Here is a 12,297-nt window from a genome sequence, read left to right as displayed (position 1 = left end):
CCCCTCAGTGCTGCCCGCCGCTCGGGGACGCGCTGCCCTGCGCGGCCCGGATCGCGTTGAACTCGGCCACGTTGCGCTGCTGTTGCTCCAGACTGTCGGTGAAGCGGGTGTCGCCCGGCCGGACGGTGACGAAGTAGAGCCAGTCCCCGGCGGCCGGCTCCGCGGCGGCCCGGATCGCCTGCCGGCCGGGGTTGGAGATCGGCGTGGGCGGCAGTCCCGGGTGCAGGTAGGTGTTGTACGGGGAGTCCAGCTTGGTGTCCGTCACGGTGGTGTCCAGGGTGCTGCGGCCGAGCGCGTAGTTGATGGTCGAGTCGAGCTGCAGCGGCATGTTCTGGGCCAGCCGGTTGTAGATCACCCGGGCGACCTTGGCCATGTCCTCGGAGTTGTCGGCCTCGCCCTGGACCAGGCTGGCGACGGTCAGCACCGCGTAGGACGTCCGGCCCAGGGTCGTGGCGACCGTCTCGATGTCCTCGCTGGCGAAGTCCTTGCCGGCCTGCTGGACCATCTCCTTGAGCAGGTCCACCGCCGTGGTGTCGCTGGTCACACTGTAGGTGGCGGGGAAGAGGTAGCCCTCGGGACTGCCGTTGGCGGTGTCCGGCAGACCCAGCTCACCGAGGTGCTCCTGCGCGGTGTGCTCGGTGGTGCCCTTGTCGAGCTTCAGCTTCTGGTCGATCGCCGCGTACACCTGCCCGACCCGCCAGCCCTCCGGGATGGTCAGGCCGTTGGCGTTGGCCGGGTCGACCAGGACGGCCAGCGCGGCGGCCGCCGACATCTTCGGGTGCAGGGTGTACGTGCCGGGCTGGATCCGCCCGGCCGCCCCCGAACTGGTGGCCGCCGCCCTGCTGAACGCCTGGGTGCTGGCCACCACCCCGTCCCGGACCAGCGCGCCGGCGATCTGGATCAGGCCCGCGCCCTGCGGGACGGAGACCTCGACGACGCTGCTCTCCACCCCGCCGCCCGCGTAGTCGGCGGCGGGCGGCTTGTGCTGGCCCTGCAGCCACGAGTAGCCGGCCAGCCCGATCCCGCCGAAGACCGCGACCAGGGCCAGGGCGGTCAGCCCGCAGGCGAGCCCGGTTCGCAGCCGTTCCGGGTCCGGGGGCTCGTGCGCGGGGCCCTGGCCCGGCGGACGGCCCTCCGGCTCGACCGGGGGCGCGCCGAGGTGGCCGGGGGTGAGCCCGGGGGTGAAGTCCTGATCGGTCATGGCGGTGGCCCCCTCGGCTGTCCCGGACGAGCAGGTGGGAGAGCCGGCGGCCTCTCACGTGCCGGAAGAGATCGAGGGGCCCGTGCGGACGCGTCCGCACGGGCCCCTCGTCAGGGACGCTAGACCAGCCCGATCAGATGACCGGCACGACGCTCTCGCCGGGCGGCCTGCCGCTCACCCGTTCGGCCTCAAGAGCGCTCTGCAGGATCACCACGGCGGCGGCCTGGTCGACCACCGAGCGGCCCTTCCTGGCCTTCACGCCGGAGGCGCGCAGCCCCTGGGTCGCGGTGACGGTCGACATCCGCTCGTCGACCAGCCGCACCGGCACCGGGGCCAGCCTGGCGGCGAGCTGCCCGGCGTACAGCCGGACCTTGGCCGCCGCCGGCCCCTCCTTGCCGCTGAGCGAGCGGGGCAGGCCGACGATGACCTCCACCGCGTCGTACTCCTCGGCGATGGCCGCGATCCTCGCCTGCGAGCGGCCCCCGGCCGGGACCGTCTCGACCGGGGTGGCGATCAGCCCGTCGGGGTCGCAGGAGGCGACCCCGATCCGGGCGTCGCCGACGTCGACGGAGATCCGCCGGCCCCGGCGCCAGGGCGGACGCTCGTCCAGGGGCTGCTCGGTCATCAGGAGGCGCGCTCCGCGACCAGCCCGCGCACCGCGGCGATGGCCTGGTCCACGGCGGCCGGGTCGGTACCGCCGCCCTGGGCGACGTCGTCCTTGCCGCCACCGCCGCCGCCGAGGGTCTTGGCCGCGACCCGGACCAGCTCGCCGGCCTTGACGCCGCGCGTGCGGGCGTCCTCGTTGGTGGCGATCACGGTCAGCGGGCGGTCGTTCACCACGGTGAAGGCGGCGACCACGGCCGGACGCGAACCCAGCCGGGCCCGGACGTCCAGGACGAGCTTGCGCAGGTCGTCGGCGCCGGTGCCGTCGGAGACCCGGGCGGCCACCACCGAGACGCCGTTCACGTCCTGGGCGGAGTCGGCCAGGCCGGCGGCCGCGGCGAGGACCTTCTCGGCGCGGAAGCGCTCGATCTCCTTCTCCGCGTCCTTCAGCTTGGCGAGCATGCCGGAGATCTTCTCCGGCAGCTCCTCCGGGCGGCCCTTGACCAGCTCGGTGAGCTGGGAGACCACGGTGTGCTCCCGGGCCAGGAACTTGTACGCGTCGACGCCGACCAGCGCCTCGACCCGGCGCACACCGGCACCGATCGAGGACTCGCCGAGCAGCTTCACCAGGCCCAGCTGGGCGGTGTTGCCGACGTGCGTGCCTCCGCACAGCTCCTTGGAGAAGTCGCCGATGGTGACCACGCGCACGGCGTCGCCGTACTTCTCGCCGAACATCGCGATGGCGCCGGACTTGCGGGCCTGGTCCATCGTCATGACCTCGGCGGTGACGTCCAGCTCGCGGACCAGCACCTCGTTGATCTTCTGCTCGACGTCGACCAGCACGCTGCCGGGCACGGCGGCGGGCGATCCGAAGTCGAAGCGGAAGCGGCCGGGGGCGTTCTCGGAGCCGGCCTGGGCGGCCGTCGGACCGAGCGCGTCACGCAGCGCCTGGTGGGTCAGGTGGGTGGCCGAGTGCGCGCGGGCGATGGACCGGCGGCGCTCCAGGTCGATCTGGGTGAAGGCGCCGGCACCGACCAGCACCTCGCCGACCACGACCCGGCCCTTGTGCACGACCACGCCGGGCACCGGGGTCTGGACGTCGCGGACCTCGACCACCGCGCCGGAGTCCAGCCGGATCCGGCCCTGGTCGGCGAGCTGGCCGCCGCCCTCGGCGTAGAACGGGGTGCGGTCCAGCACGAGTTCGATGTCGTCGCCCTCGTGCGCGGCCGGCGCCGGGACGCCGTCGACCAGCAGGCCGACCACGGTGGCCTCGCCGTGCGACTCGGTGTAGCCGGTGAAGACGGTGGCGCCGGAGCGGTCGGCCACGGCGCGGTAGGCGGAGACGTCCGCGTGGCCGTGCTTCTTGGCCCGGGCGTCGGCCTTGGCGCGGTCCCGCTGCTCCTTCATCAGGCTGCGGAAGCCGTCCTCGTCCACCGAGAGGCCCTGCTCGGCGGCCATCTCCAGGGTGAGGTCGATCGGGAAGCCGTAGGTGTCGTGCAGCTGGAAGGCCTTGTCGCCGGCGATCACGACGGAACCGGTCGACTTGGTCTCGGCGACCGCCGTGTCCAGGATCGTGGTGCCGCTGCGCAGCGTCTGGAGGAAGGAGGCCTCCTCGGCGACGATGACGGTCACGATCCGGTTCTTCTCGGCGAACAGCTCCGGGTACTGCGGGCCCATCGCCTCGATGGTCACCTCGGCCAGCGACCTGGCGACCGGCTCGGTGGCGCCCAGCAGGCGCATGTTGCGGATCGCGCGGCGCAGGATGCGGCGCAGCACGTAGCCGCGGCCCTCGTTGCCGGGGGTGACGCCGTCGCCGACCAGCATCACCGAGGTGCGGATGTGGTCGGAGACCACCCGGAGCGAGACGTCGGCCTTCTCGCCGGCGCCGTAGCTGTGGCCGGTCAGATCGGCGGCACGGCCGAGGATCATCCGGGTGGTGTCGATCTCGAAGAGGTTGTCGACGCCCTGAAGGATGGTGGCCAGGCGCTCCAGGCCGAGACCGGTGTCGATGTTCTGGTTCGGCAGGTCGCCCAGGATCGGGAAGTCGTCCTTGCCGGTGCCGGCGCCGCGCTCGTACTGCATGAAGACCAGGTTCCAGATCTCCATGTAACGCTCGCCGTTGACGGCCGGGCCGCCCTCCTCGCCGTAGGCGGGGCCGCGGTCGTAGTTGATCTCCGAGCACGGGCCGCAGGGGCCGGGCACGCCCATCGACCAGAAGTTGTCGGCCTTGCCCAGGCGCTGGATGCGCTCGGAGGGGACGCCGATCTTGTCCCGCCAGATCTTCTCGGCCTCGTCGTCGTCCTGGTAGACGGTGATCCAGAGCTTCTCGGGCTCCAGGCCGTAACCGCCCTCGGCGACGGAGGAGGTCAGCAGCTCCCACGCATAGGTGATCGCCCCCTCCTTGAAGTAGTCGCCGAAGGAGAAGTTGCCGCACATCTGGAAGAACGTGCCGTGGCGGGTGGTCTTGCCGACCTCTTCGATGTCCGGGGTGCGGACGCACTTCTGCACGCTGGTGGCGCGGCTGTAGGAGGGCTTGACCTCGCCCAGGAAGTACGGCTTGAAGGGCACCATGCCGGCGTTGACCAGCAGCAGGGTGGGGTCGTCGGCGACCAGGGACGCCGACGGAACGACGGTGTGTCCGCGCTCCTCGAAGAAGCGCAGCCAGCGGCGGCGGATCTCAGCCGACTCCATTATTGGTCCTTCCGGTCGCTGCCCCGCGGCGGTAGCGCGCGTCGGGGCGTCTGTTCGATGGCTGATCGGGTGGTACGGGCACTGCTGGACGGAGGCAGGGCGGCGGCCGGGCTGCCGGGCGCCGCCGAGATAGCTCGGTACTCGGGCTCGCCGCGCCGTGCGCGGCGGCGCGGCTCGACGACGGCGGTGCCGTCCAGCCCGAGGTCACCGCGCAGCTGCTCCTCGCGCTCCGCCATGCCCGCCCGGACGTCACCGGCGAAGCGCCGGGCCGCGTCACCCAGATGCAGGGCGCCGCGCGCGGCCGTACCGGAGAGACTGTCCGGGGTGAGCCGGTGCACGGCCTCGTTGGCCTTGTTCATGGCCCAGACGGTGGCGCCGGCGCCGACCGCCATCCAGAAGATGCGTCGCACCATGGTCGTCAGCCCCTCACCGCGCGCCGGACCCTGGCGAGCAGGCCGCCGCGCGGCGCCGTGGCCGCCCGTACCTCGGCCCTGACCAGCCGGGCCAGTGCCTCGCGCTCGCTCTGCTGCTGCGGGAGGGCGGCGGCGCCGTTGTGCCGGGCCACGGCCTTGCGCACGCCGTAGCTGAAGGCGGCGACCTTGACCAGCGGGCCGCCGAAGGTGGCGGCGACGGTGGAGGAGAGGGCGTTGGCGTTGGCGGCGGCGTCCTGCACGTTGGCGGTGATCTCGTCCACCCGCTCCAGCTGCTCGTTCGCGCTGCGGACGGCGGCTCCGGCCTCGGCCAGCAGCGGCACCGCCTGCTCGGTCACGGCGGAGACCAGCGCGGTGGCCTCCTTGAGCACCCGGGCGAGACGTACCAGGACGACCGCGAGCAGGGTGACCAGGACGGCCCAGAACACGGCCACGAGCAGGCCGGCCAGCTCTCCCACGGACACCTTGCGCGCTCCCTCGCCTTGCTGCTTCCCCGCTGCTTGCCCTCAAGGGGGAACCCTATCGCGACCATGGCCGGTTTCCGGACCGGTTTGTCGGGGGGCGCGCGTCGGCCGGCTCCCGGCCACCCCGTCGCCCCCGCGGGTCGCCGCGGGCCGCTGCGGGCGGCGTGCGGGGCCGCCGGACGGCGCGGCCGCGGGCGGGCCGGAGGGGTCCCGAGGGGCCGGACGGGCCGACGGGGCCGGCGGGGCTGAAACAGTCACGGCGGTCGGTTGTGCGCTCCGCCGGGCGTAACCTACCGGCCGGTCACCTCGTTGGGCCCGCTGGGCGGGCCGGTGTCCGCCCGGCGCGAGTGGCCGGCTGCCGCGCGTGCGGCCTTCAGACACGGGGAGCGGCGGGTTGTCCAGCGAGTCAACGACAGCGGGGCGGCGGGACACGACGATCGGCAGCCTGCCGGCGGAGGTCACCAGCTTCGTCGGGCGGCAGGAGGAACTCACCACCCTCGCCGGTCTCCTGGGCAGAGCCCGGCTGGTGACGGTGACCGGCCCCGGGGGTGTCGGCAAGAGCCGGCTGGCCGTCCGCGCGGCGGCCGGCGCCGCCGACCGGTTCCCGGACGGCGTCTGGCTGGTCGAGGTCGCCGAGGTCCAGGATTCGCTGCTGCTCGGCCATGCCGTGCTGGAGGCCCTGCGGCTGACCGACTCGACGGCCCGGCCGCCGCTGGACGTCCTGATCGAGCAACTGGCCGGCCGGCGGCTGCTGCTGGTGCTGGACGGCTGCGAGCACCTGGTGGCGGCCTGCGCCGAGCTGGCCAACGGGCTGCTCCAGGCGGTGCCGGGGCTGCGGGTGCTGGCGACCAGCAGGGAGTCGCTGCAGACCGCGGGCGAGCACCTGCTGCCGGTGGCGCCGCTTCCCGTCGGTCCCTGCCCGGCCGACCGGACCGCGCCGAACGCACCGGGCGGCCGGTGCCGGCCGGGGCGGCGGCCCGACGCGGTGCTGCTGTTCGTCGACCGCGCCCGGGCCGTGCTGCCCACGTTCACGCTGACCGCCGCCAACGAGGCGGAGATCACCCAGCTCTGCCGCCGGCTGGACGGCATCCCGCTGGCCGTGGAGCTGGCGGCCGGCCGGCTGCGGGCCCTGTCGGTGGAGCAGATCACCGCCCGTCTGGACGACCGCTTCCGGCTGCTCACCGGGGGCTCGCGCAGCGCGCTGCCGCGCCACCAGACGCTCCGGACGACCATCGGCTGGAGTCACGAGCTCTGCACGGTGCAGGAACGTTTACTCTGGGCCCGCCTCTCGGTCTTCGCGGGCGGCTTCGAGCTGGAGGCCGCCGAGTACGTCTGCGCGGGGGACGGCATCGAGGCCGAGGAGATGCTGGAGCTCGTCGCCGATCTGGTGGCCAAGTCGGTGGTGCTCCGCGAGGACAGCCGCTTCGGCGTGCGGTACCGCATGCTGGACACCCTGCGCGAGTACGGCGGCCAATGGCTGCGTGCCACCGGCGACGAGCAGCGGCTGCTGCGGCGCCACCGCGACTGGTACCTGGGCGTGGCCACCTGGGGAGAGGTCGAGTGGTTCGGCCCCCGTCAGCCGGAGACCGCCGAGCGCACCCGGCTCGCCCACCCCAATCTGCGCGCGGCGCTGGAGTTCTGCCTGGCCGAGCCGGGCGAGGAGCAGATCGCCCTGCTGCTGGCCGGCACCCTGTGGTTCTACTGGGTCGGCTGCGGACACCTGGGCGAGGGCCGGCACTGGCTCGACCGGGCGCTCGCGCTCGCGCCCGAACCGACCGAGGCCAGGGCGAAGGCCCTCTGGGTGACCGGCTACATGGCCACCCTGCAGGGCGATCTGCACCGGGCCGGGCCCGCCCTGGAGGAGTGCCGGCGCCAGGCGCTGGAGACCGGCGACGACCGCGCCCTCGCGTACGCCGTCCACCGGCAGGGCTGCGCGGCGCTGATCGGCGACGAGCCGGCCCGCGCCGCCGAGCTGTTCGAGGAGGCGCTCTGGCACTACAACGCACTCGGCGAGCTCAACAGCAACGTGCTGATGGCGATGTTCGAGCTGGGCATCGCCCACCTCTTCCAGGGCGAGACCGAGACCGGCGAGCTCTGGATCGGCCGCGTCCGGGAGCTGTGCGAGGAGCACGGCGAGCAGTGGGCGTACGCGTACGGGCTCTACGCGATGGCGTACGGGCAGTGGCTGGACGGGGACGTGCGGCTGGCGCGGGCCTACGCGCGCGAGTGTGTGCGGCTCAACTACACCTTCCGCGACCTGCTGGGGATCGTGCTGGGCATGGAGGTGCTGGCCCTGCTGGAGACGGAGCCGGCCGGGCCCGGGGAGGAGTACGACCTGGTGGAGGCCCGGGTGCTGCAGGGCGCGGCGCACCGGATCTGGCAGGGCGTGGGCAAGCCGTTCTTCGGCTCGCACACGTTCAACGGCGCGCACCTGGAGTGCGAGGCCCGGGCCAGGGCCGGGCTGACCGAGCAGGAGTTCAGCGAGGCCTTCGAGCACGGCAGCGGGCTGAACCTGGCGGAGGCGGTCCGCCGGGCCCTGGGCGGCGAGGACCGCCCCGGCGGCCCGGGGCACCTGCCGTGCCCGCGCCCGGCGCCGTGCTCGCCCTCACCGGCGCCGGCCTGCCGGCCGTGAGCGGCGCACCGCCGGAATAGTTGAAGATTGATCATTGCTCTCTCCGGCAGTACCGGAAAGGAGCCCCGCCATGACCACCACACGCGGCAGCGCCGAGGAGTACACCCGCGCGCAGTTCTACTTCGACTCGAAGGCGTACGCGGACGCCGCCCGGATCCTCGACCCACTGGTGGCCGAGGAGCCGGCGAACCTCGCGGCCCGCCTGCTCCTCGCCCGCAGCCTGTACCACTCCGCCCAGCTGTCCAGGGCCGCCGGGCAACTGCGCCGGATCCTGGAGCAGGACCCGGCGGAGGACTACGCGCAGCTGATGCTCGGCCGCACCCTCCAGCGCCAGGGCCGGCCCGCCGAGGCGCGGGCGCACCTGCGCCTGGCCGCCGCGATGGGCGCCGAGACGGCCTGAGCGCCGGCCCGCCCGGGCGGATCCGCGCGGGCGGGCCGGCGGGGCGCGGGTTCACGCAGGTCCGGGAGCCCGCGACGCCCGGAGAACGGAACGAGCCCCTGCCGCCTCGAAAGGCGGCAGGGGCTCGTCGGGTCCTGCAGGTACTGCCCGCGGGTCAGCGCGAGTAGTACTCGACGACCAGCTGCTCGTCACAGATCACGGGGACCTCACGACGCTGCGGGGCGCGGTCCAGGCGGAACGCCAGGGCCTTGAGGTTGACCTCGAGGTACTTCGGGGTCTGGCCCTCGCCCGCGTAGCCACCCTCACGGGCGACCTGGAACGGGACCTTCTCCTTGCTACGGTCGCGAACGGTCACGACGAAGCCCGGCTTCAGCTGGTACGACGGCTTGTTGACCTTGCCGCCGTTGACCTCGATGTGGCCGTGGACGACCATCTGACGGGCCTGGTAGATGGTGCGGGCGATACCCGAACGCATCACCAGCGAGTCGAGGCGCACCTCCAGGTCGGCGACAAGCGCCTCACCGGTCTTGCCCTCGGCCTTCTTCGCGCGGTCGAACGCGCGGGCCATCTGCTTCTCGCTCAGGTCGTACTGGGCGCGCAGACGCTGCTTCTCGAGCAGACGGACCTTGTAGTCCGAGTTCTGCTTGCGGCCACGGCCGTGCTGGCCGGGCGGGTACGGGCGGGCCTCGAAGTACTTGACGGACTTCGGGGTCAGCGGAATGCCCAGGGCACGGGCAATCTTGACCTTGGGGCGCTTCTGGTTCGCCATGAACCAAACCTTCCTTGCTTTCGACTACGGCTTCACCAGGTGTTGACGGAGGTCGCTCCTCGCGACCCGGAGAAAAACCACCCCGAGGGGTGATCAGCCGCTCTCCGGAGCCGGGCACGGAAGTGCTTGCACACGAGTGGCCCGCCGACCGCGAAGGTGGTGGGCTGCTCGCGACACCGAAACGGTGCGCGACGCTCCTGGAGGCTCCGTGAGGAGCCTCGGGCCGGTGCCCCGCTGGTGCGGCCGGTCAGATCAGGGAGACCCTGCTGCCGATCCCGGGACATGGCACTCCGAGCGAGTATACCCGCCGATCAGCCACTCGTTTCCCGCTCACCGTTCAGCCGGGCCCGGGTCCACTCCACCACGTCGGCGTACCGGGCCTCGCCGCCGTGCCTGGTCGGCCGGTAGTAGGCCCTGCCGTGCACCGTGTCGGGCGCGTACTGCTGCGCGGCGATGCCGCCCGGCAGGTCGTGCGGGTACTGGTAGCCCTGGCCGTGGCCGAGCTTGCCCGCCCCGCCGTAGTGCGCGTCCCGCAGGTGCGGCGGCACGGCGCCCGCCAGCCCCTGCCGGACGTCCGCCAGCGCCGCGTCGATGGCGAGGTACGCCGCGTTCGACTTGGGCGCCAGCGCGAGCGCGATGGCGGCCTGGGAGAGGATGATCCGTGCCTCCGGGAAGCCGATCAGGGCCACCGCCTGGGCGGCCGCCACCGCCGTCTGCAGGGCGGTCGGATCGGCGAGGCCGATGTCCTCGCTGGCCGAGATCATCAGCCGCCGGGCGATGAAGCGCGGGTCCTCCCCCGCCTCGATCATCCGCGCCAGGTAGTGCAGCGTGGCGTCCACGTCGCTGCCCCGGATCGACTTGATCAGCGCGCTGGCCACGTCGTAGTGCTGGTCGCCGTCCTTGTCGTACCGCACCGCGGCCTGGTTGACGGCCGTCTCGGTGGTCGCCAGGGTGATCTCGGCCTCGCCCTTCTCCAGCGCCGCGCCGGCCGCCGCCTCCAGCGTCGTCAGCGCCCGCCGGGCGTCGCCGCCGGCGAGGCGGACCAGGTGGTCCTCGGCCTCGGCGGTCAGCGCCACCGCGTGGTTCAGGCCCCGCTCGTCCGCCACCGCGCGGTGCAGCAGGGCGCGCACGTCCTCGTCGGTGAGCGATTCGAGGGTGAGCAGCAGCGAACGGGAGAGCAGCGGCGAGATCACCGAGAAGTACGGGTTCTCGGTGGTGGCGGCGATCAGGGTGACCCAGCGGTTCTCGACCGCCGGGAGCAGCGAGTCCTGCTGGGCCTTGGAGAAGCGGTGGATCTCGTCCAGGAAGAGCACCGTCTCCCGGCCGCTCATGCCGACCGCGCGGCGCGCGCCCTCGATGACGGCGCGCACCTCCTTGACCCCGGCGGTGATCGCGGACAGCTCGACGAAGCGGCCCTCGACGGCCTGGCTGATCACGTGAGCCAGGGTGGTCTTGCCGGTGCCGGGCGGGCCCCAGAGGATCACCGAGCTGGTCGCGGCCGGGCCGTGCGAGCCGGTGACCAGGCGGCGCAGGGGTGAGCCGTCCTTGAGCAGCTGCCGCTGCCCGGCCACCTCGTCCAGGGTGCGCGGGCGCATCCGTACGGCGAGCGGGGCGCGTCCTGGCTCCTTGGCCTGGAGATCCTCGGCGGCTGCGGTGAAGAGGTCCGGTTCGTCCACACCGGAAGCCTATGCGAGCGCGCCGACACCTCCCCGCGCCCGGGGAGCACCGCCGCTCCCCGCGAGGGCTCCGCCCGCCCCCGGACGCGCTCCCCCGGCCACTCCCTTGGCCACTCGCCCGGCCACTCCCGCGCCCGCGCCCGCGCCGCCGCTAGGCCCGCCCGCGCCGCCCGCCGCGCTCCAGGCCGGCGGCGTGGTCGGGCACGTACTTCTGCAGGTCGCGCGGGGGCCGCTGGTAGCCCGCGGACGGCGGCCGGGGCGGCAGCTCGATCCCGGGCACGGCGACGTCGGAGTACGGGACGCCCGCGAGCAGGTCGGCGATCATGTTGATCCGCGCGCGGCGCTTGTCGTCGCTCTCGACCACGTGCCAGGGCGCGTCCGGGGTGTCGGTGTAGACGAACATCTCGTCCTTGGCCCGGGAGTAGTCCTCCCACCGGGTGATCGACTCCACGTCCATCGGCGAGAGCTTCCAGCGCCTCATCGGGTCCTTCAGGCGGCCGCGGAAGCGGCGCTCCTGCTCGGTGTCGCTGACCGAGAACCAGTACTTGCGCAGCAGGACGCCGGATTCGATCAGCATCCGCTCGAAGGTCGGGCACTGGTGCAGGAACTGCCAGTACTCCTCACGGCTGCAGAAGCCCATCACCTTCTCGACGCCGGCCCGGTTGTACCAGCTGCGGTCGAACAGCACGATCTCCCCGGCGGCCGGCAGCTGCTCGACGTACCGCTGGAAGTACCACTGGCCGCGCTGGCGCTCGGTCGGGGTGGGCAGCGCCACGACCCGGGCGATACGGGGGTTGAGGTACTCCGTCACCCGCTTGATGGCGCCGCCCTTGCCGGCCGCGTCCCGTCCCTCGAAGACGACCACCAGCCGGGCGCCCTCGGTGCGCACCCATTCCTGGAGCTTCACCAGCTCGTGCTGCAGGCGCAGCAGTTCGCGCTCGTACGGTTCCTTCGCGAGCCGCTTGCGTTCGGCCTTGGCTGCCACCGGGTGCCCTCCGTACGGGGGTACGCCCCCGGCTCTCGGCCGAGGAGTGCTGATGAGCACTCACGCTAGGCCGGATCGCGGGCGTCCGCAGGTCGTGGCAGGCGGCCGTTCGCGGACGGGGGGCGGTGGTCCGCCGTCGGCGGCCCGGGCGGGGCCTCCGGGTGCATGGCCCGGTGCCGGGGCCTCCGGGTGCATGGCCCGGTGCCGGGGCCTCCGGGTGCATGGCCTGGTGCCGGGGCCTCCGGATGCGCGGCCCGGTGCCGGGCGTTGGAGGCCGACGAGGACCGCGGCCCCCGCCGACCTCCAACGCGGCCGCCCCCCTACCGCGCGGCGCACACCCCCGCGGCGCCCCGCGCGTCCGGACCGCCGGCCCCGTGGATCCCCCGTTGATCCCCCGTTGATCCCCCGGCGCCGCCGTCCCCCGTGTCCGGCCGCTCAACCTTGG

The 12,297-nt window shown here is 73.4% G+C and carries 10 protein-coding genes; 2 read left to right on the top strand and 8 right to left on the bottom strand.

Annotated features, from left to right (window positions below):
* Positions 1 to 4: 4 nt before the first annotated feature.
* From mltG to OG823_RS28545, 5 genes are all read right to left on the bottom strand, one after another.
* Positions 5 to 1,201: an endolytic transglycosylase MltG gene (gene mltG, locus OG823_RS28565; RefSeq protein ID WP_371482967.1), complete on the bottom strand. Its 1,197-nt coding sequence runs from the start codon at positions 1,199 to 1,201 to the stop codon at positions 5 to 7.
* 133 nt (positions 1,202 to 1,334) lie between these two features.
* On the bottom strand, positions 1,335 to 1,826 hold the full coding sequence (gene ruvX, locus OG823_RS28560; RefSeq protein ID WP_371482966.1) for a Holliday junction resolvase RuvX: 492 nt from the start codon (positions 1,824 to 1,826) through the stop codon (positions 1,335 to 1,337).
* Positions 1,826 to 4,495 carry an alanine--tRNA ligase gene (gene alaS, locus OG823_RS28555; protein ID WP_371482965.1) on the bottom strand — a complete coding sequence of 890 codons (2,670 nt, stop codon included), beginning with the start codon at positions 4,493 to 4,495 and terminating at the stop codon, positions 1,826 to 1,828. The genes ruvX and alaS overlap by 1 nt, the downstream gene beginning before the upstream one ends.
* The gene (locus tag OG823_RS28550; protein WP_371482964.1) at positions 4,495 to 4,908 is read right to left on the bottom strand and encodes a DUF6167 family protein; all 414 of its coding nucleotides are present in this window, start codon (positions 4,906 to 4,908) and stop codon (positions 4,495 to 4,497) included. The genes alaS and OG823_RS28550 overlap by 1 nt, the downstream gene beginning before the upstream one ends.
* Positions 4,909 to 4,913: 5 nt before the next feature.
* On the bottom strand, positions 4,914 to 5,390 hold the full coding sequence (locus OG823_RS28545; RefSeq protein WP_371482963.1) for a DUF948 domain-containing protein: 477 nt from the start codon (positions 5,388 to 5,390) through the stop codon (positions 4,914 to 4,916).
* A 394-nt stretch (positions 5,391 to 5,784) separates the two neighbouring features.
* Here OG823_RS28545 and OG823_RS28540 point away from each other — a divergent pair, with 394 nt between their 5' ends.
* Positions 5,785 to 8,022: a regulator gene (locus tag OG823_RS28540; protein ID WP_371482962.1), complete on the top strand. Its 2,238-nt coding sequence runs from the start codon at positions 5,785 to 5,787 to the stop codon at positions 8,020 to 8,022.
* 70 nt (positions 8,023 to 8,092) lie between these two features.
* Entirely contained in the window at positions 8,093 to 8,422 is a 330-nt protein-coding gene (locus OG823_RS28535) for a tetratricopeptide repeat protein (protein ID WP_371482961.1), read from the top strand.
* A 154-nt stretch (positions 8,423 to 8,576) separates the two neighbouring features.
* On the opposite strand, the gene rpsD is transcribed toward OG823_RS28535, so the two are convergent.
* The 3 genes from rpsD to ppk2 form a co-directional block, all read right to left on the bottom strand.
* Entirely contained in the window at positions 8,577 to 9,191 is a 615-nt protein-coding gene (gene rpsD / locus OG823_RS28530; protein WP_073921478.1) for a 30S ribosomal protein S4, read from the bottom strand.
* Between the two features lie 311 nt (positions 9,192 to 9,502).
* Positions 9,503 to 10,867 carry a replication-associated recombination protein A gene (locus tag OG823_RS28525; RefSeq protein ID WP_371482960.1) on the bottom strand — a complete coding sequence of 455 codons (1,365 nt, stop codon included), beginning with the start codon at positions 10,865 to 10,867 and terminating at the stop codon, positions 9,503 to 9,505.
* 151 nt (positions 10,868 to 11,018) lie between these two features.
* Complete coding sequence (gene ppk2 / locus OG823_RS28520; protein WP_371482959.1) at positions 11,019 to 11,852, bottom strand: polyphosphate kinase 2; 834 nt, start codon at positions 11,850 to 11,852, stop codon at positions 11,019 to 11,021.
* Positions 11,853 to 12,297 lie beyond the last annotated feature (445 nt).

Source organism: Kitasatospora sp. NBC_00315, assembly GCF_041435095.1.
Lineage (GTDB): Bacteria > Actinomycetota > Actinomycetes > Streptomycetales > Streptomycetaceae > Kitasatospora.
The sequence above is the reverse complement of the archived record's forward strand: the minus strand, read 5'-3'. Positions and strand labels throughout refer to the sequence as shown.